The sequence below is a fragment of the Sagittula marina genome, from assembly GCF_014196795.1.
Lineage (GTDB): Bacteria > Pseudomonadota > Alphaproteobacteria > Rhodobacterales > Rhodobacteraceae > Sagittula > Sagittula marina.
On record NZ_JACIEJ010000007.1, the window covers coordinates 291,823 to 313,365 of the forward strand.

The window sequence follows — 21,543 nt, forward strand, 5'->3', positions numbered from 1 at the left end:
GCGGTGCAACCGTGGCGCTGGGCGATTAAAAAATAGGCGAAGTTTTTCGAATGCACGCAGAACAGGCGTCAAAACATTGAACAAATACAAGAGCACGTCTACTTCGGACAAGTAAGGATGCAGTTTTGCACCTCCGCACAAGGACTAGGCAATTGGCCCTTTCCATAGGAAACCGTTCGATAAATCCGCCCGTTATGCTCGCGCCGCTGGCGGGAATCACTGACTTGCCGTTTCGCACTTTGGTGTCGCGGTTCGGCGCCGGCCTCGTTGTGTCGGAGATGATCGCGTCCGGCGAGTTTCTCACTGCGCGTCCAGGCACGCGAGAAAAAGCCGAATTGGGCGCGCAGATTGAAAACACCTCTGTGCAGATCGCGGGGCGAGAGCCTGACGCGATGGCAGAGGCCGCGCGCATGGTTGCGGATATGGGCGCGAGACTCATCGACATCAACATGGGGTGTCCCGCCAAGAAGGTCACAGGCGGCTGGTCTGGGTCGGCGCTTATGCAGGTGCCTGATCATGCCTTGCGTTTGATCGAAGCCGTTGTGAACGCGGTCGATCTGCCGGTGACGCTGAAAACACGTCTGGGCTGGAATGATGAAGCGCGCAACGCGCCGGATTTGGCCCGTCGGGCAGAAGGGGCCGGGGTGCGCATGGTCGTGATCCATGGCCGGACCCGCTGCCAGTTTTACAAAGGCTCCGCCGATTGGGCGGCCATCCGAGACGTGCGCGATGCGGTCGATATACCGGTCGTGGCCAATGGCGACATCATCGACGCCGATACGGCTCGTTTGGCGCTGAAGCAGTCCGGCGCCGATGGCGTGATGATCGGACGTGGCGCGCAAGGGGCGCCTTGGGTTCTGGCTCAGGTGGCGGCTGATCTCTACGGTGCGCCGCCCCCCGATATTCCAAAAGGAGACGATCTGATTTCGATGGTTTCAGAACATTACGAATCTATGCTGGATTTCTACGGTCCGACCTTGGGCAACCGCGTCGCCCGAAAGCACCTTGGCTGGTACATGGATCACGTGCAGACGCCGCCGGAACTGCGCACGGCGCTGCTGACGGAGCGGGACACTACCAAGGTTCTCCGGCTGATCCCGGAAGCATTGTCCGCGCAAGCGCAGGCGGTCGCGTGATGGAGAATGCACAGGACATGACGATCTGGTCGTCGTTGCCCGTTCCGGCCATCCTGATCGACGAAAAGGAGCGGATCGGAGATTTGAACCCGGCTGCCGAGATTTTTCTCAACAATTCGGCCAAGTGGTTGCAGGGCCAGCCAATTTGGGACCGCCTCGCTGTCGATGATCCGTTGGAGGAAAGTCTCAGCCGGGCGCGGGAGCATGGCACGCCCTTGTTTGTGAACGATGTCTACGTCGGGACCGGCAGCCGTGCGCCCCTGGTTTGCAATCTGCAAATTGCGCCACTGCAAGGGCGCGAGGGGTGGATGGTCATGCTGATCTCGCCGCGTGAACTGGCAGGCCGCATGACGCAGAATCACAGCGTGAAATCCGCTGCCAAATCCGCCATTGGCATGGCCGAAATGCTTGCGCATGAAATCAAGAACCCGCTGGCAGGCATCACCGGCGCCGCGCAACTTCTCAGCATGAACCTTCCAAAGGAAGATCTGGAGTTCACGGATCTGATCGTGGCCGAGACGCGCCGTATCGTGAAACTGCTGGAGCAGGTGGAGCAATTCGGCAACCTGTCAGCGCCCGACCGGCGCGAAGTCAACATACATGACGTTCTGGACCGCGCCCGCCGCTCCGCTTTGCTGGGGTTCGGCGCACATATGAAGATCATCGAAGACTATGATCCCTCACTTCCGATGGCATGGGGGGATCCCGATCAACTACTGCAAGTGGTGCTGAACCTGATCAAAAATGCATCCGAGGCCGCTGATCCGATCAGCGGCGGCACCATTCGTCTGCACACATATTACGAACACAGCTTTCGCCTGCGCCGTGCCGATGGCAGCGGCCAGACGCTGCCGCTGCAATTCGAGATCATTGACGATGGTCCCGGCCTGCCGCCCGCAATCAGGGGGGACATCTTTGACCCCTTTGTGTCGGGCAAGGAAAACGGCACGGGTCTCGGGCTCGCGCTTGTGAGCAAAATCATATCCGATCACGACGGTTGGATTTCCGTGGACTCCGTACCTGGACGTACGGTGTTTCGCATATCGCTGCCCCGCCCCCCCAAGGCGAATAAGGAGAAGAGCTGATGGACGGCACCGTTCTTGTCGCGGATGACGACCGCACGATCCGCACTGTGTTGACGCAGGCGTTGACGCGCGCTGGATGCAAGGTGCACGCGACCTCCTCGCTGACGACATTGATGCGTTGGGTTGGCGAAGGGAAGGGGGATGTGGTCATCTCCGACGTGATGATGCCCGATGGAAATGGCTTGGAGATGTTGCCGAAGATCAGGGAGGATCGTCCCGGCCTGCCGGTCATTGTCATTTCCGCCCAGAATACGATCATGACTGCCATTCAGGCAGCGGAGGCGGAAGCCTACGATTATCTGCCGAAACCCTTCGATCTTCCGGACCTGATGAAGCGCACGGCCAAGGCTTTGGACAGCCGCGGCCGCACGCCGCGCCGTGACGAGCAGGTGGTTGGCGCGGACGAACCTGACGAACTGCCATTGGTGGGCAAAACACCTGCGATGCAGGCGCTCTATCGTCTGGTGGCGAAGGTGATGAACACCGATTTGCCGGTTTTGATCACGGGCGAAAGCGGCACCGGTAAGTCATTGATTGCAAAGGCACTGCACGATTTTTCTGACAGGCGTACTCTGCCTTTTGTGACTGTGACGGCAGGCGATTTGTCAGACCTGGACGGTCCGGCTCGTGTCTTGGCGCGGGTGAAGGGCGGCACGCTGTTGGTGGATGAGATCGCAGATGTGCCCGATGAAATTCAGGCGCGCATTGTCCGCATGATGGATGTGCCGGGCGACCACGTGCCGCGCTTCCTCGCGTCCAGCCAAATGGATCCGCAATCGCTTATCGAAGGCGGCAAGGTTCGGCAGGATTTGTTCTACCGTCTCGACGGCGCCGCCATTCAGGTGCCGAGCCTGCGTGAGCGGGTTGAGGATATCGCCCTGTTGACGGAGCATTTCCTTGCGCGAGCAGAGCGCGAGGGGGCGCCGAAACGCTGGCTCTCGGAAGGGGCCGTGGATCTGTTCCGCGTCTATTCGTGGCCGGGCAATGTGCGCCAGTTGGAAAACGCTGTGCGCCGTCTCAGCCTGACCAGCCGCTCCGAGGAAATCGCGCGCAACGAAGTCGAAGCGGTTCTGGGCAACCAGCCTGAAACTGGTCCTGTTCTGCGCGGTGGTGACAGCGACAAGCTGGGAGAAAGCGTTGCACGCCACTTGCGTCGCTATTTCGATCTGCATGGCGCGATGCTGCCGCCTCCGGGATTGCATGGCCGTATTATCCGCGAAGTCGAAGCCCCGCTTATCGAAATTGCGCTGGAGGCCACGGGCGGGAATCAGGCGAAATGCGCCGATCTGCTGGGCATCAATCGAAATACTCTCAGGAAAAAGATCACAGATCTGGATATTCGCGTGACACGGCGCCGCAAATTGATGTAAAACAGCCACAGTAAGTGTGACCCCGCCGCAATGCTTCGTGAAAATCTTCGCGGGCGGCGCGGTGAGAAGGTGCACGATAAATGGCGGTTTTCGCGCAGATGACCTGAAAACAGGCATCCGTCGCGACATTGATGAGGGTGGGCTGTGGCCACGCGGGCACGTATTGCGTTCCGGTCTCCGACATGGGCTTGGCTCATGCGGATGCGCCGGAGACGGTGGTTTAACAACCTCATGACCTTTTTGTTGGTCGCGCTTGGGCCTGTTTTGGCGTTGGCGACCTTCATGGTTTTGGGGCCGTTGGACCGGGGCACTTCGGCGCTTAGCCTTCGGCTGGTGCTGTTGGCGGATCTTGTTTACGTGCTGTTGCTGGCGGCACTGGTTCTGACGCGCGTGGCGCGCATGGTGTCTGCGCGGCGAAATCAGTCGGCCGGCTCGCGCCTACACCTGCGTTTGACCGCAGCGTTTGTTCTGATGGCCCTTCTGCCAACGATCACGGTTGCGGTATTTGCCGTACTCACAATCAACATCGGTCTGGAAACGTGGTTCTCCACACGTGTGCAAAACGTGGTCAGCGCGTCACGCGCCGCCGCTGAAGCCTACGAAGACCAAACCCGCGACGGGCTGGCGCAGGATGCTCAGGCCTTGTCGCAGTATCTTGATATGAACCGCCGCGCGACCGTCATCGTGGACGATGGCGCGCTGAGGAGGTTGCTGGGGCAGGGGCAGGGGCAGATCCAGCGTGGATTGCGCGAGGCCTTCGTAATCAACGGGGCAGGGGACATCCGGGCCCGCGGCGAGCGGTCTTACCTGTTTGACTACGAACAGCCAAGGCCGGAAGATTTCGCCCGTGCCGAGGCCGACGGCATCGCATTTGTCACAGATTACGACATTAACGAACTTCGCGCTCTGGTCCCGCTGGAGGCGTTCGTCGATCGCTACCTTTATGTCAGTCGTGATGTCGATGGAAAAATCCTGAAACTGCTCGACGAGACGCAGGAGACTGCGCGCTTTTACCAGCAACAGGAAACCGAACGAGGCCGCCGCCTCTTCGACTTTGCCCTTCTTTATCTAGGCTTTGCCGTACTTTTGATACTCGCCGCCACCTTGGCCGGTCTGTGGTTTGCAGAGCGTCTAGCCCGACCGGTAGGGCGTCTGGCCGGTGCCGCGCAGGAGGTCGGGCGTGGCAATCTGGATGTGCAGGTGCTCGAAGAAGAGACCGACGACGAGATCTCCATGCTGGGCCGGTACTTCAACCAGATGACCCATCAGCTGAAGGCGCAGCGCGAAACGCTTTTGGAAAACACCCGCCAGATTGAGCGCCGCCAACGCCTGTTCGACTCGGTCCTGACCAGCGTGACATCGGGCGTTGTGGGGCTGGACCCGATGGGAAAGGTGACTTTCGTCAACCGTTCGGCCGAGCGGTTGTTGGGATGGCACGATAACCACCGGTCTGATCCGATCATGGTGGCTGTGCCGGAATTCGGCGAGCTTTTTGAAAAGCTACGCAGCGAGAACCGCGAGATGATTCAGCAGGAGATCAAAGTCGTGCGCGAGGGGCGTCTGGAAAACCTGTTGGTCCGGGTGTCCACGCGCCGGCGCAGAGACGAAAGCCTCGAAGGTTATGTCATGGCCTTTGACGATGTGACCGACCTTGTCAGTGCGCAGCGCATGGCGGCTTGGGGCGATGTGGCCCGTCGGATCGCACACGAGATCAAGAACCCGCTGACCCCGATCCAACTGTCGGCTGAACGCATCAGGCGCAAGTTCGGAAGACAACTCGACGAAGAGGACGCAGAAAAACTTGAAGACATGACTGGCGTGATCATCCGACAGACGGATGGGTTGCGTCGAATCGTGGATGAGTTTTCCAAATTTGCGCGGATGCCGGAACCCGAACGGCGTCCCGAAGACATCGGTGATCTGCTGCGCGGCGCGGTTCTACTGCAAGACAGCGGACAGCCAGACGTGCGCTTTCACAGCGATATTCCAAAGGGTAAGATGCGATCTGAGTTGGACGCCGGCATGATTGGACAGGCTTTCACCAACTTGATCAAAAACGCAGGCGAGGCCACGCAAAGTCTGATTTCGGACGGTGCGCCGGATGATTATGAGGCGCAGATCCGTATCGCGGCCGAGGTTGATGGCAGTGACGCGGTAATCCGCATCATGGATAACGGCATTGGTCTGCCAGAGGATCGCGCCGCCTTGTTTGAACCTTACGTCACGACACGGAGCGAAGGTACCGGCCTTGGTCTGCCTATCGTCAAGAAAATCATAGAAGAACACGGCGGTACGCTGAGTTTGGACGACGCGCCCCCCTTTGACGAGGGGGGGCACCGTGGCGCGATGGCAACCATCCGGCTGCCTCTGACACCGGCTGCCGGGCAGCCAGACACCGACTTTGAGAACGAAACCATGGAGAAAACGGCATGAGCGATATTTTGATTGTCGACGACGAACGCGATATCCGTGAATTGATCGGAGATATCCTCGAGGACGAGGGGTACAAGACACGGCTTGCTGGAAACTCCAACGATGCCATGGCCTTGATCAACGCGGAACCGCCTTCGCTGCTTATCCTCGACATCTGGCTGAAGGACAGCAAGATGGACGGGATCGATATTCTCAAAACCGTCAAGCGCGACAATCCTGATATCCCGGTAGTCATCATTTCCGGCCATGGCAATATCGAGATCGCGGTCGCAGCGATCAAGCAAGGGGCGTATGATTTCATCGAAAAACCCTTTAATATTGACCAGTTGCTGGTGGTGATCCGTCGCGCGATGGAGGTCTCGACCCTGCGGCGCGAAAACCAGCAGCTTAAGCGTGGTGAAGTCAAACAGGCAGAAATGATCGGTGAAAGCCCGTCTTTCCGTGGACTGCTCAGCCATCTTGAAAAGGTGACGAAGTCCAACGGCCGCGTGATGCTCACGGGTCCTGCCGGTGCGGGCAAAGATGTGGCGGCCCGCTACATCCACTCTAATTCAGCGCGCGCCACGGCGCCATTTGTCACCGTGAATTGCGCAGGTGTCGAACCGGAGATGATGGAGGCCATGCTCTTCGGCAAGGAATCTGCAACGCGCGGCATCGAGCCGGGCCTGTTGGAGCAGGCGCATGGCGGCGTGGTCTATTTTGACGAAGTCGCGGACATGCCACTCGGCACTCAATCAAAAATCCTGCGCGTATTGGTCGATCAGCAATTTCAAAGGGTTGGCGGAAACGACAAGGTGCGTGTGGATCTACGCGTGATTTCCTCGACCAACCGCGATCTGCAAGAAGAAATCGCAGCTGGTCGTTTTCGGGAGGAACTGTACCACCGTCTGAATGTGGTGCCGATCGCGGTCCCCTCGCTTGCCGAACGGCGCGAGGATATTCCGGTTCTGGCGCGTCACTTTATCGAAGGATGCAATGCCTCCCAAGGGCTGCCAATGCGTGACCTGACCGACGACGCTGTCGCATTGATGCAGACGATGACATGGCCGGGCAACGTTCGGCAGTTGAAAAACCTGGTGGAGCGTGTGCTGATCCTCGGGGATGGGAATGGCCCGATCGAGGCGCGCGAACTGCCGCAAGAGGCCGGTGTCGAAGAGGCCGGAGAAGGGCGTGTGGTGCTGTCGGGAACGCTGGCAACACTGCCGTTGCGAGAAGCGCGCGAAGCGTTTGAGCGGGAGTATCTGCTGACTCAGATCAATCGGTTTGGCGGAAACATCTCGCGGACGGCGTCATTTGTTGGCATGGAGCGTTCTGCTTTGCACCGCAAACTGAAATCGCTGGGGGTTGTCACCTCTGCCAAAACCGGCGCAAGGGTCGCCCACGTCAACGACGACCACGTTCAAGAAGTCGGTTAGAGCACGAAAACCGGCAGGAAAGATCATATGAAACAGATGATACGGGCCGTAGCGCTTTGCGCCCTGACGGGGCTTGCCACCGGCTGCACAATGCCAAAGACGGACGCCAGTATGCCGAATTTGGCGTTTTCCGAGCAACAAACGCCGGAAGCGGCCAAGGTTATGGCTTTGAAAGCGGATTTGCTGGCGCTTGGTCCCGGTGTTGATCCGGACGAGGCGCAGCGTGTCGCTGAAGTCGCCGTGATGGAGCCTCTCGAGTGGGCCCAGGAATGGAACGTCGAAGATCCGCCGCTCCTCCACAATATGAAGGTCAATCACGGCCTGCGGCCACGCGGTTTGTGTAAGGACTGGGCTGATGATCTTCAGGTCGCCATGTGGGGACTTAATCTCCAAACCATTGATTTGCATCGCGCAATCGCGAACTCTCGTAACATTAAACTGGAGCACTCTGTTCTGATCGTCTCTGCCAAGGGCGCGGCGATGGAGCAGGGGATCGTACTCGACCCATGGCGGCAAGGGTTGGGGCGCCTTTGGTGGGGGCCTGTTCTAGAAGACCCGCGCTATCATTGGGATGCGCGCGAAGATGTCTTTGCCTGGAAGCGGGAATGGCAGGCGCGCGTGGCTGAAGGTGGGTAACCTGGTCGATATTGACGGCGCACGGTGCCCGTGCAATGCCAAGCCAAAGAACTGGAGGCGGCCATGAAGGTCATTATTTGTGGCGCGGGTCAGGTCGGATGGCAAATCGCTCGTCATTTGTCCGGTGAGCGCAACGACGTGACAGTCGTCGACAATAATCCCGATCTTGTGCGGCGCGCGACCGATACACTGGATGTTCAGGGCATTAGCGGCTTTGCCTCCTATCCGGATGTTTTGGATCGGGCCGGCGCAAAAGATGCGGACATGATCATCGCCGCGACCTTCTCGGACGAGGTGAATATGGTCACCTGCCAGGTGGCGCATTCGGTGTTTGCTGTTCCGCGCAAGATTGCCCGATTGCGTGCACAAAGTTACCTGACCGCGATTTATTCAGACCTTTATCGCCGTGATCACCTCCCTATCGACGTCGTGATTTCCCCAGAGCGGGAGGTGGCTGACGCCGCCTTGCAGCGCCTATATGCGCCTGTGGCCTTTGACACCGAGAAATTTCTCGATGGAAAGGCCCAGCTTATGGGCTTGGCGATCGAAGACGATTGCCCCATCGTCAACACGCCACTTCGCCAGCTGTCCGACCTGTTTTCGACACTTCGCGCCGTGGTCGTTGGCGTCCGTCGAGAGGGGACCTTGTTTGCACCGGAAAGCGCCGATCAATTATTCCCGGGCGACAGCTGTTACATCATGGTCCATGCGGAGGACGTGCAGCGAACGCTGGAAATTTTTGGCAAACAGGTACGTAAACTGGAGCGTGTCGTTATCGTCGGAGGCGGTAATGTCGGCCTTTCCGTGGCGCGTCAGCTGGAAAAACGGACGCAACGGGTCCGGGCCAAAGTCATTGAACGCAGCCGAAAGCGCGCGGAACAGGCCGCAGAGGCCCTGGAGCGCACCATCGTTTTGCATGGCGACGGTTTGGACCAGTCGCTGTTAAGCGAAGCAGGCATCGAACGCGCCGACGCTGCGCTGTGTGTCACAGACGATGACAAGGTAAACATGTTGACGGCCGTGCGCGCCAAGGCTGCTGGCTGCCGGATGGTGATCGCGCTCATCAACGATCCGACTCTGGTGCCGCTGATGGAACCGCTCGGTATCGACGCCTATATCAACCCCCGCTCCACCACCGTTTCCTCGATCTTGCGGCATATACGGCACGGCAAGGTCAGTATGGTCTACTCCATCGGGGATGCTGAAGCTGAAGTCATCCAAGCAGAAGTGCTCTCGACCTCGCCAATCAGCGGCGCACTAATACGGGACATTGATTTTCCGGAAGGTGTGCTTGTTGGCGCGGTCCGCAAAGGCGATGAAGTGGTCAGGCCCAAAGGCAGCCTGCGCATTGATGAGGGTGACCAAATCGTTTTGTTCTGCCTGTCCGGTGACGTTCCCGAAGTTGAGCGTCTACTGCAGGTGTCGATTGATTTCTTCTGACCACAGAAGGGGTTACCCCATGTGTGCTACTGATATTGTGTGCCCGCGGTGAAGACGCTGTCCCGTCTTCCATTGTTCTTGTCCCTGATGGGACTGGCCTCTTTGTCGATGCTGCTGCCGGCAGGGTTTGCCCTAGCGATTGAAGAACATCACGACGCGCGTACATTCCTGTACGGTGCAATCATTGGCAGCGTTTTAACGGTGCTGGTCGGCATTGCCCTGTCCAACCGAAGCCACAACCGCAGCCCTTTGCGACAGCTTCTGGCACTCGCCGCAGCATTCGTATTCCTGCCCCTTTTCATGGCGATACCCTTCCAGGAGGCGGTACGCACCACAACGTTTGCCAGTGCTTATTTTGAGATGGTCTCGGCGTTTACCACCACCGGTGCCAGCCTCTTCGATCCGGTTCGATTGTCAGGGCCTGAACATCTTTGGCGCGCGCAAGTTGGCTGGATGGGGGGGCTTTTGATGTGGGTCGCGGCATCCGCAATCATGGCGCCTCTGGCGCTTGGCGGGTTCGAGGTGACAGCGCGTGGTGAGCCAGGTCAATCGATTTTGACCGGAGTGGTGCGCAGCGGTGTGAGCGACCCTCAGTTTCGGCTTTGGCGCAGTGTCGAAGCTTTGGTTCCCCTGTATTTTGGCCTGACGCTGGCCCTGTCGGTCATGTTGCTGGTGGCGGGCGACCCACCTCTGATCGCGCTGACACACGCGATGGCAGTGCTCTCCACATCCGGCATTTCGCCTCTCGGGGGTGTTGAGACTGCGCCCAGCGGCATTTGGGGCGAAGTTATCCTCTTTCTTTTCTTGGGCTTTGCCCTGTCCCGGCAGACCTTTTCCAATGACACGCGGCAAGAGCGCGGCCTCTGGTATGACCCCGAATTTCGGCTGGGCCTTATCATCGTAGTTGTCGTGCCTATCGCGCTATTTTTGCGGCATTGGGCAGCGGCATTCGATGTGGGCGACGAGCAGAATTGGCTTGCCGGTTTGCGCGCGCTGTGGGGCGGGCTCTTTACAGCGGCGAGCTTTCTGACAACCAACGGGTTTGTCAGCGCCGATTGGGACACTGCGCAAGACTGGTCCGGATTGCCTACACCAGGCATCATCCTGATGGGCCTGGCATTGGTGGGTGGCGGAGTTGCGACCACTGCAGGCGGGGTAAAGCTGTTGCGTGTGTACGCGCTTTATCTCAATGGCAAACGCGAGATAGAGCGATTGGTGCATCCGTCATCCATCGGCGGTGCCGGCCTTTTGGGGCGAAGATTGCGGCGCGAGGGCGCGTTTATCGCGTGGGTGTTCTTTATGCTCTTCGCTGTCACGCTGGCAATTATGACAATGATCCTAGGTATTTACGGGTTTTCCTTCGAGCACGCGATTGTTGTGACAATTGCCACGCTGGCCAACACTGGACCACTGATCGATGTCGCGCCGCAGATTGCACTGGACATCAGCGCACATGCTTGGCACGCAAAGGTTCTGCTGTGTGGGGCAATGGTGCTGGGGCGCTTGGAATTGCTGGCGGTTATTGTCATGCTCAGCCCGGACAGCTGGCGGAGTTGACCCTATGGCAACAGGTGCCATATAGGGTTAATTTTTCGTCTGGTATCTCCGGCACGTGTTGGACATACTCGCCGACGCGTGGGCGGCCCAGAGGGACGGGCTAAAGGCAAGAACAAAGGCAAACCAATGGCTTCCGACAGACAGAATCTCCAGGATGCGTTCCTGAACCATGTGCGCAAGACAAAGGTGCCGGTCACCGTCTTCCTCATCAACGGCGTTAAACTCCAAGGTGTTATCACTTGGTTTGACAATTTTTGCGTGCTGTTGCGCCGCGATGGTCAATCACAACTTGTGTACAAGCATGCGATTTCGACCATTATGCCGGGCCAGCCGATCAACCTTTATGACGGTGAAGACAACTGAACGAAAATGACACACCAGTGACCCGCGCCTGGGTCCTGCATCCCGATATCAAGGCTCCTGGGACACGTCGCGCCGCCGATTTGGCCTTGGAAGAAGCCGTTTCTCTTGCTTTGGCGCTCCCCGATCTGGAGGTCGTGGGGGCCACTGTTGTTCCATTGCGCGACCCGCATCCCGGGCATCTGTTTGGTACCGGAAAGATCAGCGAACTCAAAACCTTGCTAGAGGATAATGAGATCGAGCTGGTTCTTGTCGATGGCCCTGTCACGCCTGTGCAGCAGCGAAACCTTGAAAAGGAATGGAAGGTCAAGCTGCTCGACCGGACCGGCTTGATCCTGGAGATCTTTTCGGATCGGGCTGCGACGCGTGAAGGCGTGCTTCAGGTCGAGATGGCGCATCTGAGCTATCAGCGCACGCGTCTGGTGCGGGCCTGGACCCACCTGGAGCGGCAGCGAGGCGGGCTTGGCTTCGTCGGTGGCCCCGGTGAGACACAAATCGAGGCGGACCGTCGCGCGATTGATGAGCAGCTTGTGCGCCTGCGTCGCCAGCTCGACAAAGTGGTTAAGACACGTGAGTTGCACCGCAAGGCGCGGGCCAAGGTGCCGTATCCCATCGTTGCTTTGGTGGGCTATACGAACGCGGGAAAATCCACGCTTTTCAATCGTTTGACCGGGGCGGAGGTGATGGCGAAAGACATGCTTTTCGCCACGCTGGACCCGACCATGCGGGCCGTTCAGCTTCCCACCGGTGCGGATGTGATCCTGTCTGATACCGTGGGCTTCATCAGTGATTTGCCGACCGAACTGGTGGCCGCCTTCCGTGCGACGTTGGAGGAGGTTCTGGCCGCCGATGTGATCGTGCACGTCCGAGATATCTCGCATCCGGAGACAGAAGCGCAAGCGAGGGACGTTCGGACGATCCTTGACGGCCTCGGCGTCAATGAGGAAACGCCGCAACTGGAATTGTGGAACAAAATCGACAAGTTAGATGACGAAGCTCAGGAAGTTTTGGCGACGCGCGCCGCCCGTGATGACACGGTTTTTGCCACTTCCGCCATCACGGGGGCTGGGTTGGACGCCTTTTTGGAGGCCGTCACGTATGCGCTTGGCGAAGAACGGCGGCAGGACGACCTGCGTTTGAGCTTTAGCATGGGGCGTCAACGCGCCTGGCTGTTCGAGAAGGGGCTGGTCGAAACCGAAACGCAGGATGAGGACGGCTATCTTCTGTCCGTCAACTGGTCTGCGAGGGATCGGGCGCGCTTCGAATCGCTTTAACCTTTGGCAGAATGAAGGCAGCGCGCGGTGGTGTTAATCCACCGCGCGCTTCTATTTTGCCTACCAAATGTTGGGGAAAGCCAAGCCGCGCGACACCACGCGGAAGATTTTCTTCATTGGTCTTAACGATCTGTAAGGTCTGAACCGACCGGTTCCGGCGCTTAACCGGTCGGTTGTTCACACTTGCATCCAACCGACGCAAAAAGTGGTTAATGCTGGTCAGTCCAAGCGTCAGAGGATCAGGACATCGCTGTCCAGAAGCCCGCGAGCAAAATCCAGCCTGCGGGTTTGCCGCCGCGACGGGGCGGTGGGCGTGTTTGCCCAAACCCAATGACAGAAACAGCGTTGCAGGAAGAGCCGCACAGGTGGCGCGGTGTGGCGGTCGGCGTAGGCTGCCCGCAGAGATGCCAATGACGACACATTTCCGATGGTGGCGATGTCCAATGCCAGCGTGAAGAGGTCACGGAGGGGTTCGTCTTCGCGCATGTTTTCGAAATCTATCCCTAGAACACGTGTCTCATCGCGGACGAGGTTCGACAGGGTCATATCCCGGTGCGTGACGGCGCGGGTGGCCTTTTGTTTTCGCGCCGCCTCTGCGTATTCCCGTGTACGGTTTGCGGCCTGACGAAAGGCGGCTTGGTCGGGAATGTGCCTTTCGCCGCTGTCGGCCTGGTCGAGCAGGCGGGCCAACCATTTAACATGCCCCGCCGGGCGGAACGGAAACCGGCGAAGCGTCAGGGCATGATAGGCGCGCAGCCATGTGCCTGCCTCAACCGCGACGCTCGCATCTGCCTTCTGCCAGAGGGTCGCCAGATCTGGGCCGCCAAGGTGGGGCATGGCGAGGATTGTGTTTTGTTGAAACAGGATTGGCGGAGCAAGGCCGCTTTGCGCGACGTTGGCTTGTGCCTTCGCCTGTGCTGTGGCGCGGGTCAGCGCGTCCGGGGCGTAGACCTTGTAAAGGGTTCTGCCGTCACTGAAGAGTTGCGCCTGCGCCGGAGGCCGATCCGGATCAAGTGGGCGCGGGTCCGACGTAACGCCCTGTACGGAAAGAGCCTCCCGCAGCAGAGCGTTGGCCGCTGCGACGTCTATCACGGTTTGACAAGTCGGGTGATGCCGGTGGCAGCAGCACGAGCGAGGTCGATGTCGAGCGACATGGGGATATACTCGCCACGCCGCCAAAGCTGGCCAAGGTCATCGTAGTGGCGTGACAATGGGTGGCCGGATTGCCCCGTTGAGGTGATGAACACCGAACTGTCGGGATCGGCGAAATCATAGACCCCGCGATAAGCGGCAGAATGCACGTTGGAGAACGGCTCTGGCCCGGTGCCGGCGGTGCGCCCACGCAGCAGGGTGAAATCGCCGCCGGAGGTGTTCTGGCGGATGTTCACGATGCTGCGCAGAATAGGCGTATCGCCCAGTACGGTGTGCTTGTGAATCGCCACATGGGCGTCCCCCCAGCGCAGGGATTCGAGCTGTGTGCCGTAAGTCTCGTCGATCCACACCAGCGCATCGTCGAGCGCAAGGCGAGAGATGTCGGAGCAACTTTCGATGCGGGCGGAGCGAATGATGTCGCACCAGCCCGCAGCGCCGTCCACATTGCGAAACACTCGCTCGATGAAAAGCGGCTCGATATGAGTGTACTCTTCGGCCAGCGGGCCGAGGTCGTCGCGGATCAGCCGCTGCTGAAGGAAGCGCAGCCACGCGGAGTAGAGCAGCGGTTCCGGCATATGTTCGTTCATCTCGCCGTTCCAGTCGGCGAGCAGGGCAAGCGCCTGCTGGCGGCGGCGTTCGGGCGTGCCTTCGGGTGCGGATTCACCCGTGTACCAAAGGTCGCGACCGATCAGCGGCAGCAGGGTGCGCGCGGCCGTGGAGACCGTGTCGAGCTGTCCTTCGATAAAGCTGTCACGGGTGTGGACCTTGCGGCCCTGCATCAGGGTGCGCCAGCGTTGTACCCGCTGGCTGTCGCCCCAGTCGAAGGAGACGTGATTGGGAAACGGCCGGTCGATGACCTTGTTGTTGGTGTTGCCGACGATGCCCCCCTCGGGCGCGATAAAGGCCGGATTCGAGGAATAGGGCAGCACGCCCTGCCAGCGGTTCTGCGCAACCCAGCCGGGCGCGGGCATGCGGCCAAGACTTTGATGGTTCGGGTCGCGTTTGGGCATGTGGCCGACGAGCTTCATCGCGACGGTGTCCGCATCGACCAATGTGAGATTTTGGGAGGGGGCGACGAAGTTGCGCGAGGTCTCGATCGCCTCCGGCACGTCGCTGGCCATCATCAGCCCGACGGCGGCGGACATCGACGTGTCCTCACCCGACAGCGCCGTCCAGCCGAGGGAGACGACGTGGCCGGGCGGTGTGATCTTGTCGATATCGAACTGTGAGCCGGGCAGCACGGGACCATTTTCGGTGAAGCGCAGGGTTATGGTGATCGGTTGAGCATCGTCGATGTCGATGATCGACTTGCGGGTCTGGAAGCGTTTCCAGCCGGTGGGGGTGCGATATTGTTCGGGGTCGTCAGGGTTCACCTCCTCAAAGAACAGGTCCTGATCGTCGAGGTAGGAGGAGGTCAGCCCCCAGCCGAGCTTTTCTGACCGGCCGACCATGATCGCCGGAATGCCGGGGATCGAGCCGCCGATAACGCCGCCGGATTGCAGTTCCATCCGCGCGAGATACCAGATCGCGGGCGCGGTCAGGCCAAGGTGCGGGTCGTTCGCCAGAAGCGAGCCGCGCGACGCCGAGCGCCCCGGCGCGGCGGCCCAGGCATTCGATGCGCCAGACAGGCCACGGCGCGGGCTGGGCGGCAGAAAGGAGTCTTCGGCCTCGGAGGCGGCGTATCGTGGGATGGTGTCGAGGTCCACGCCGGGCAAGAGCGAGGCCACGTCGGGTAGGGCCGCCACACCGTCGCCGGGAATATCCGGCAGGATGTCGGACAAACGGCGCTCGTCGTCCAGCGTCAGCGCGGTGCGAAACCGCAGCACTTCTTCGCGCAGGTGGCCGGTCAGCTGCAATGCCATGAGTTTGACGATGGCGATGGAATCGGCGGGCTGCCACGGCGCCATGGCGGAATCGAACAGGAAGAATTCCGGCGCGCCGCGCCCCAAAGCATCTGTGTTGATCTCCTGGATGCGGGCGTTGACCCCGGCGGAATAAGCCTCCAGCGCGTCGAGGGTGCGCGGGTCCTGATGCTGCACCGAGGAGACGGCCAGCGGGTAAAGGTCCAACCGCCGCAGCAGTGTGTCGGTGCGCACGGTGCGTTGGCCGAAGATCTCGGACAAACGCCCTTGGGCGGTGCGGCGCATCAGCATCATTTGCCAGAGGCGGTCCTGCGCGTGCACATAGCCAAGCCCGAAGAACGCATCGCGGTCGGACAGCGCCATGATATGCGGCACGGCGTTGTTGTCGCGTATGATTTCAATGTCGGCTGTGATTCCCGCAACGGCGCGGGTCTTGTCGTATTCGGGCAAGGAGCGCAGCGCCAGATGGCGCACCAGAACGAATCCCAGCAGGGACAGGATCAGAAGCGCCGTCGTCAGTCTGAGAAGCCAGCGGAACAGTCGGGCCATTTCCCTCTCCTGCCAATTTGGGGTAATTGGGATGGCACTGGACTTAACTTGCGGGGGGCAGCTTGCCAAGAGGCGGGGCCCGAAGCACGACGGAGGCAAGATATGGCGAAACTGGCGTTTTTGGGCCTGGGCGTGATGGGGTATCCCATGGCAGGACACCTTGTGAAAGCAGGGCACGAGGTCTGTGTGTATAACCGCACCGCGGCAAAGGCCGAAAAGTGGGTCGCCGAGCACGGCGGCGCCATGGCGGCGACCCCGCGCGAAGCGGCGCAAGGTGCTGAATTCGTGCTATCTTGTGTGGGCAATGATGACGATCTGCGGGGCGTTTGCCTTGGCGATGACGGTGCATTTGCAGGGATGAGCGCGGGCAGCGTTTTCGTCGATCACACGACGGTGTCGGCCTCGGTCACGCGCGAGCTGTACGCGGTGGCCAAAGATGCGGAGATCTCTTTTGTCGACGCGCCGGTGTCCGGCGGACAGGCCGGTGCAGAGAACGGTCAACTGGTTGTGATGTGCGGCGGCGATGAAGACGCCTACAACCGCGCCGCGCCGATGATTGATGCCTTTGCGAAGCTGTGCAAGCGGTTGGGAGAGACCGGCGCCGGTCAGATTTGCAAATCCGTCAATCAGATTTGCATCGCAGGCTTGATGCAGGGTCTGTCCGAGGGGCTGCACTTTGCCGAGAAGGCGGGCCTGGACGGTCGCGAGGTCGTCGAAGTGATCGCGGGCGGCGCTGCCGGGTCGTGGCAGATGCAGAACCGCTTTGAGACGATGCTGGACGGCCATTTCGAGCATGGCTTCGCCACCGACTGGATGCGGAAGGATCTGGCGATCTGCTTGCAGACGGCGGAGGAAAACGGCGCGTCTTTGCCGGTGACGGCCCTCGTGGACCAATTCTACAAAGATGTTCAGAACATGGGCGGCGGACGCTGGGATACGTCGAGCCTGTTTGCGCGGCTTCGGAAGCTGGCAGACTAAGCGCCGAGGGGCGATCGTCTTTCTGGATGTCAAAAGACAGAAACGAGCGCGGGGCGCTCGTTTCCTGACAGCCTGCGGGTTTGGCTGGGTTTATCCGCCGGTATGGCTCATGTGGCGCGACACACGTCCGTCGACCGTCTGACGCGAATAGTCGAAATCATGGCCGAGGGGCTTCAGCCGGATGGCGGCGCGAATGGCGTCTTCCAGCGCGGCATCTGATTCCGGGTGGTTTCGCAGCGCGCTGCGCAGGTCTGCGTTGTCCTCCTGGCCAAGACACATGAAGAGTTCACCGGTGCAGGTCAGGCGGACGCGATTGCAGCTTTCGCAGAAGTTATGCGTCAGCGGCGTGATGAAGCCGATTCTCTGACCCGTTTCCTCAAGCCGCACATAGCGGGCCGGGCCGCCGGTGTTTTCTGGCAGGTCCGTGAGCGTATAGCTTTGCGCCAGTTGCGCGCGCAGATCGGTGAGCTTCCAATACTGGTCAAGCCGGTCTTCGTTGCCGATGTCGCCCATGGGCATGACTTCGATCCAGGTCAGATCCATGTCCCGCTCGGCGCACCATTCGGTGATGGAGACCAGTTCGTCGTCGTTGAACCCCTTGAGCGCGACGGCGTTGATCTTGACCCGCAGGCCAGCGCGTTGTGCGGCGTCGATGCCCTTGAGCACCTGGGGCAGACGGCCCCAGCGGGTCACATCGGCAAACTTTTGTTCGTCCAGCGTGTCGAGCGAAATATTCACCCGGCGCACGCCAGCGGCGTAAAGATCGTCGGCGAACCGCGCCAGCTGTGAGCCGTTTGTGGTCAGTGTCAGTTCCTTCAGCGTGCCGGCGTCCAGATGGCGCGTCATGCTTTGGAAGAAGGTCATGATATCGCGCCGGACCAAGGGCTCTCCGCCGGTGATGCGCAGTTTTTCCACACCCAGCCGGACGAACGTGGAACACATGCGGTCGAGCTCCTCCAGCGTGAGGAGTTCCTTCTTTGGCAGGAAGGTCATGTTTTCCGACATGCAGTAGACGCAGCGAAAATCGCAGCGGTCAGTGACGGAAACCCGAAGGTAGGAGATCGGGCGCTGGAACGGATCAATCAGGGGTGCTGTCATAAGGGCAAGGTAGGGCTCGGCGATATTATGAGCAAGGGGTTGCGCGCGATTGTGTACGAAAGGCGGATACGTGTATGGAGGACCGCAAGAACCAGTACATGAGGGATACGATGCGGACGGGAATGATGGTTGGGCTGATGGCAGCGGTTGCGCTGGGGGCCTGTTCGGACAGCGGCATGTTCAAACCGAAGAAAGCGCCGGTGCAAGAGGCCTCGGCAGAGCAACGCCGCCCGGAAGCGCGTCCCGCTGGTTCGACGGCGACCAAGCCGCCGGCCAATGCACGCACGGCGGCGCAGTTCGATACGGTGTCCGAGGAGGAAAAGCAGGCAGCCAAGGCGGCCCCGGCGGATCCGTCCGGCGAGCGCGCCTTGGGGGATACGGTTGTGTCGCTTGGCGATCCGTCGAAGCCGGGGCTGTGGCTGGAGACACCATTGGTGTCCAGCGTGCAGCAGGGCCGCGTGGCCTACAAGGGCGAGAGCGCCAAGATGGAGCTGCGGCCCATTGACGGCGCGGCCACGGCTGGCAGCCGCATGTCGCTGTCTGCGATGCAGTTGATCGGCGCGCCCCTCACGGACCTGCCGACGGTTCAGGTTTTCGTCGGCGGCTGAGGCGCGACCGGTCAGGGGAGGGCGCGCCCGTCCTCCCTACGCTGTGCCGGGCAACTTGCGGGCAGCGTCCTTATGGGCGAAGGGCTTCATCTTGCTGCCGTGCTCGGCCAGGAACATCCGGCAGCGTGCCGCATCGTGCCCCGACAGATCGCGCAACCACCAGGCAACGGCTTTTTGGATGAACCACCGCTGGTCGGTGGTATAGTCGGCCATCCAGGCCAGAACGCGTTCGCGTGCGGCCAGTTGCTCGGAATTGGGATGGTTGAGAAGCGCAAGGGGCAAGGTCATCACGAGCGCCGCCCTTTTCGACCAAAGATGGTCGGAAGTGGTCCAGTCTTCCAACGTATGGAGCCGTGACAGATCGGCCATGATGCGCCGCCCGCCCGATGAGGCCGCATGGTCCGCCACCGCCCAGCCGTCGAATTGCGGCACCCAGCTTTGGATCAACTGCCAGGCGTGCTCGTCCGAGGGCCGCATCCGCGCCTGTGCCAGAAGCTTGGCCGCCGCAATGCGCGCCTCGTGCACGTCCGTGTCCCAAAGCCCGGCGGCCAGCGCCAGCCGTTGGTCCAGCGTCAGCCGGTCGCGCCATTCCTTGACCAGCGCATTGAGCTGCGGCATCGCGGTCCCAAGGTAGCGGCGCGTTGCCTTGTGATAGCTGGCCATGCCAACGGATTTCTCGGGATCGCCGGCGGCTTCCAAGGCGGCAAGCGCCGTGTCCGGGGTCAGATCCTCCGGCAGGGGGAACGTTTGTGTCATGAGCCTCTTTTCAGTGAATGCAGGTGTCGCGTGCGATGCGACAGGAACGGGTCGAGGGCGCAGCCCCCCGCGCTCAGGTGATGGCGTGGCATCGGGAAAGCGAACAACTCTTTTTATATTATAGGGACCCCGGATGGCGAAGCCCGCCTGAGGCGGCTCATTCCACGGTTACGGATTTTGCGAGGTTTCTGGGTTGGTCGACGTCTGTGCCTTTTGCGACGGCGGTGTGGTAGGCGAGCAGTTGCGCGGGCAGGGCGTAGAGGATGGGGGCGAGCAGGTCGGAGACCTCGGGCATCTGGATCACGCGCCAAGCCTCGGCGCCGGCGCTTTCGGCCCCTGCGGCGTCGGTGATCAGCACCACGCGGCCGCCACGGGCCATGACCTCCTGCATGTTGCTGACGGTCTTGTCGAACAGCCGGTCGCGCGGGGCCAGGACCACCACCGGCACATGCTGGTCGATCAGCGCGATCGGCCCGTGTTTGAGCTCTCCGCTCGCATAGGCTTCGGCGTGGATGTAGCTGATTTCCTTGAGCTTCAGCGCGCCTTCATGGGCCAGCGGGTACATCAGGCCACGCCCCAGGAACAAGATGTCGCGGGCCTCAGCCAGCTCTTGGGCCACGTTCTCGATCACCTCGTCGCGGCCAAGGGCGGTATTGAACACCCCCGGCAGCGCGCGCAGGTGCGTCAGGATCTCGTCGCGGGCGGCAGGCGGCAGATGGCCACGGTCCTCCGCCGCCTTCAGCGCCAGCAGCAGCAACACGGTGAGCTGGCAGGTGAAGGCCTTGGTCGAGGCGACGCCGATTTCCACACCGGCGTGGATCGGCAGGGCCAGGTCGCTTTCGCGCGCGATGGAGGATTCCGGCACGTTCACCACGGAATAGAGCGCGCTGGCCTTGCCCTTGCAGTAGCGCAGCGCGGCGAGCGTGTCGGCGGTTTCCCCGGACTGGGAGATGAACAGCGCGGCGGTGTTCGGCGTGATCGGCGGCTCGCGGTAGCGGAATTCAGAGGCCACGTCGACTTCGACCGGCAGGCGGGCGATCTGCTCGAACCAGTATTTCGCGGTGAAGCCCGCCAGGTAGGCGGTGCCGCAGGCGGTGATGGTCAGCCGGTCGAGCGCGGCAAAATCGATGCCCGGATCGGGCAGGGCGATGCCGCTGTCGGTCAGGTAGGCGTTCAGCGTGTCCGACAACACCGACGGCTGTTCGGCGATTTCCTTGGCCATGAAGTGCCTGTGCCCGCCCTTGTCGACGCGCGCCGCATCCATGGAGATCTTGCGCATCTCGCGGGTCACCCGCGCGCCGGTCAGATCGCGGACCTCCAGCGAGGTGCGGGTCAGAACGGCAAAGTCGCCCTCTTCGAGGTAGGTGATGCGGTTGGTCATGGGGGCGAGCGCGATGGCGTCACTGCCGACATACATCTCGCCCTCCCCATGGCCGATGGCCAGCGGGCTGCCCTTGCGCGCGGCGACCATCAGGTCTTCCTCGCCGTCAAAGAGGAACGCCAGGGCAAAGGCGCCTTCGAGCTCGTCGATCGTGGCCCTGGCGGCCTCCACCGGGGATTTGCCCGCGTTCAGGTGCAGCTGCGTCAGCATGGCGACGGTTTCGGTGTCGGTGTCGGATTCCGGCGTCTGACCGGCGGCGGCCAGCCTGGCGCGCAGATCCTTGTAGTTCTCGACGATGCCGTTGTGGACCACGGCGACGGGTCCGGCGCGGTGCGGGTGGGCGTTGATCTCGTTCGGAGCGCCGTGGGTGGCCCAGCGGGTGTGGCCGATGCCCGATTTGCCCGCCAGCGGCTCATGCACCAGCAGATCGGAGAGGTTGACCAGCTTGCCCAC

The 21,543-nt window shown here is 60.9% G+C and carries 17 protein-coding genes; 12 read left to right on the top strand and 5 right to left on the bottom strand.

Features of this window, described 5'->3' with window-relative positions:
- Positions 1 to 194: 194 nt before the first annotated feature.
- From dusB to hflX, 10 genes are all read left to right on the top strand, one after another.
- Positions 195 to 1,136 carry a tRNA dihydrouridine synthase DusB gene (gene dusB / locus GGQ68_RS15315; protein ID WP_425502984.1) on the top strand — a complete coding sequence of 314 codons (942 nt, stop codon included), beginning with the start codon at positions 195 to 197 and terminating at the stop codon, positions 1,134 to 1,136.
- A complete protein-coding gene (locus tag GGQ68_RS15320; RefSeq protein WP_183967493.1) occupies positions 1,136 to 2,221 on the top strand; it encodes a two-component system sensor histidine kinase NtrB in 1,086 nt (361 codons plus the stop codon). The genes dusB and GGQ68_RS15320 overlap by 1 nt, the downstream gene beginning before the upstream one ends.
- Entirely contained in the window at positions 2,221 to 3,591 is a 1,371-nt protein-coding gene (locus GGQ68_RS15325) for a response regulator (RefSeq protein WP_183967495.1), read from the top strand. The genes GGQ68_RS15320 and GGQ68_RS15325 overlap by 1 nt, the downstream gene beginning before the upstream one ends.
- A gap of 195 nt (positions 3,592 to 3,786) precedes the next feature.
- Positions 3,787 to 6,024 carry a sensor histidine kinase NtrY-like gene (locus tag GGQ68_RS15330; protein ID WP_183967536.1) on the top strand — a complete coding sequence of 746 codons (2,238 nt, stop codon included), beginning with the start codon at positions 3,787 to 3,789 and terminating at the stop codon, positions 6,022 to 6,024.
- Positions 6,021 to 7,439, top strand: coding sequence for a nitrogen assimilation response regulator NtrX (gene ntrX / locus GGQ68_RS15335; protein WP_183967497.1), 1,419 nt, complete (start codon positions 6,021 to 6,023; stop codon positions 7,437 to 7,439). The genes GGQ68_RS15330 and ntrX overlap by 4 nt, the downstream gene beginning before the upstream one ends.
- A gap of 27 nt (positions 7,440 to 7,466) precedes the next feature.
- Positions 7,467 to 8,075, top strand: a complete 609-nt coding sequence (locus tag GGQ68_RS15340; RefSeq protein ID WP_183967499.1) for a hypothetical protein — start codon at positions 7,467 to 7,469, stop codon at positions 8,073 to 8,075.
- Positions 8,076 to 8,138: 63 nt separating this feature from the next.
- Complete coding sequence (gene trkA / locus GGQ68_RS15345) at positions 8,139 to 9,515, top strand: Trk system potassium transporter TrkA (RefSeq protein ID WP_183967501.1); 1,377 nt, start codon at positions 8,139 to 8,141, stop codon at positions 9,513 to 9,515.
- 39 nt (positions 9,516 to 9,554) lie between these two features.
- Positions 9,555 to 11,072: a TrkH family potassium uptake protein gene (locus tag GGQ68_RS15350; RefSeq protein ID WP_343055953.1), complete on the top strand. Its 1,518-nt coding sequence runs from the start codon at positions 9,555 to 9,557 to the stop codon at positions 11,070 to 11,072.
- A gap of 126 nt (positions 11,073 to 11,198) precedes the next feature.
- Entirely contained in the window at positions 11,199 to 11,435 is a 237-nt protein-coding gene (gene hfq / locus GGQ68_RS15355) for an RNA chaperone Hfq (RefSeq protein WP_005860899.1), read from the top strand.
- 17 nt (positions 11,436 to 11,452) lie between these two features.
- Positions 11,453 to 12,706: a GTPase HflX gene (gene hflX, locus GGQ68_RS15360; protein ID WP_183967504.1), complete on the top strand. Its 1,254-nt coding sequence runs from the start codon at positions 11,453 to 11,455 to the stop codon at positions 12,704 to 12,706.
- Positions 12,707 to 12,937: 231 nt separating this feature from the next.
- Here hflX and GGQ68_RS15365 read toward each other — a convergent pair whose 3' ends face one another.
- Positions 12,938 to 13,798, bottom strand: coding sequence for a phosphotransferase (locus GGQ68_RS15365; RefSeq protein WP_183967506.1), 861 nt, complete (start codon positions 13,796 to 13,798; stop codon positions 12,938 to 12,940).
- The gene (locus tag GGQ68_RS15370; RefSeq protein WP_183967508.1) at positions 13,795 to 16,269 is read right to left on the bottom strand and encodes a penicillin acylase family protein; all 2,475 of its coding nucleotides are present in this window, start codon (positions 16,267 to 16,269) and stop codon (positions 13,795 to 13,797) included. Before GGQ68_RS15370 ends, GGQ68_RS15365 begins: the two co-directional genes overlap by 4 nt.
- 102 nt (positions 16,270 to 16,371) lie before the next feature.
- Here GGQ68_RS15370 and GGQ68_RS15375 point away from each other — a divergent pair, with 102 nt between their 5' ends.
- On the top strand, positions 16,372 to 17,247 hold the full coding sequence (locus GGQ68_RS15375) for an NAD(P)-dependent oxidoreductase (RefSeq protein WP_183967510.1): 876 nt from the start codon (positions 16,372 to 16,374) through the stop codon (positions 17,245 to 17,247).
- A 90-nt stretch (positions 17,248 to 17,337) separates the two neighbouring features.
- Here GGQ68_RS15375 and moaA read toward each other — a convergent pair whose 3' ends face one another.
- The gene (gene moaA / locus GGQ68_RS15380; protein WP_183967512.1) at positions 17,338 to 18,345 is read right to left on the bottom strand and encodes a GTP 3',8-cyclase MoaA; all 1,008 of its coding nucleotides are present in this window, start codon (positions 18,343 to 18,345) and stop codon (positions 17,338 to 17,340) included.
- Positions 18,346 to 18,419: 74 nt separating this feature from the next.
- Here moaA and GGQ68_RS15385 point away from each other — a divergent pair, with 74 nt between their 5' ends.
- On the top strand, positions 18,420 to 18,953 hold the full coding sequence (locus tag GGQ68_RS15385) for a hypothetical protein (protein ID WP_246429383.1): 534 nt from the start codon (positions 18,420 to 18,422) through the stop codon (positions 18,951 to 18,953).
- A 36-nt stretch (positions 18,954 to 18,989) separates the two neighbouring features.
- On the opposite strand, the gene GGQ68_RS15390 is transcribed toward GGQ68_RS15385, so the two are convergent.
- Both GGQ68_RS15390 and glmS read right to left on the bottom strand, forming a co-directional pair.
- Positions 18,990 to 19,709: a DNA alkylation repair protein gene (locus GGQ68_RS15390; RefSeq protein ID WP_425502982.1), complete on the bottom strand. Its 720-nt coding sequence runs from the start codon at positions 19,707 to 19,709 to the stop codon at positions 18,990 to 18,992.
- 157 nt (positions 19,710 to 19,866) lie between these two features.
- Positions 19,867 to 21,543 (bottom strand): glutamine--fructose-6-phosphate transaminase (isomerizing) (gene glmS / locus GGQ68_RS15395; RefSeq protein ID WP_183967514.1); only part of this gene is annotated, 1,677 nt, incomplete at its 5' end.

Bases quoted from the DNA above. Each gene is read 5' to 3' on its own strand.
- GGQ68_RS15385 (WP_246429383.1), top strand. From the start codon at position 18,420: ATGGAGGACCGCAAGAACCAGTACATGAGGGATACGATGCGGACGGGA.
- GGQ68_RS15320 (WP_183967493.1), top strand. From the start codon at position 1,136: ATGGAGAATGCACAGGACATGACGATCTGGTCGTCGTTGCCCGTTCCG.
- trkA (WP_183967501.1), top strand. From the start codon at position 8,139: ATGAAGGTCATTATTTGTGGCGCGGGTCAGGTCGGATGGCAAATCGCT.
- ntrX (WP_183967497.1), top strand. From the start codon at position 6,021: ATGAGCGATATTTTGATTGTCGACGACGAACGCGATATCCGTGAATTG.
- moaA (WP_183967512.1), bottom strand. From the start codon at position 18,345: ATGACAGCACCCCTGATTGATCCGTTCCAGCGCCCGATCTCCTACCTT.
- GGQ68_RS15330 (WP_183967536.1), top strand. From the start codon at position 3,787: ATGCGGATGCGCCGGAGACGGTGGTTTAACAACCTCATGACCTTTTTG.
- GGQ68_RS15375 (WP_183967510.1), top strand. From the start codon at position 16,372: ATGGCGAAACTGGCGTTTTTGGGCCTGGGCGTGATGGGGTATCCCATG.
- GGQ68_RS15325 (WP_183967495.1), top strand. From the start codon at position 2,221: ATGGACGGCACCGTTCTTGTCGCGGATGACGACCGCACGATCCGCACT.
- GGQ68_RS15390 (WP_425502982.1), bottom strand. From the start codon at position 19,709: ATGACACAAACGTTCCCCCTGCCGGAGGATCTGACCCCGGACACGGCG.
- GGQ68_RS15370 (WP_183967508.1), bottom strand. From the start codon at position 16,269: ATGGCCCGACTGTTCCGCTGGCTTCTCAGACTGACGACGGCGCTTCTG.
- dusB (WP_425502984.1), top strand. From the start codon at position 195: ATGCTCGCGCCGCTGGCGGGAATCACTGACTTGCCGTTTCGCACTTTG.
- GGQ68_RS15340 (WP_183967499.1), top strand. From the start codon at position 7,467: ATGAAACAGATGATACGGGCCGTAGCGCTTTGCGCCCTGACGGGGCTT.
- hfq (WP_005860899.1), top strand. From the start codon at position 11,199: ATGGCTTCCGACAGACAGAATCTCCAGGATGCGTTCCTGAACCATGTG.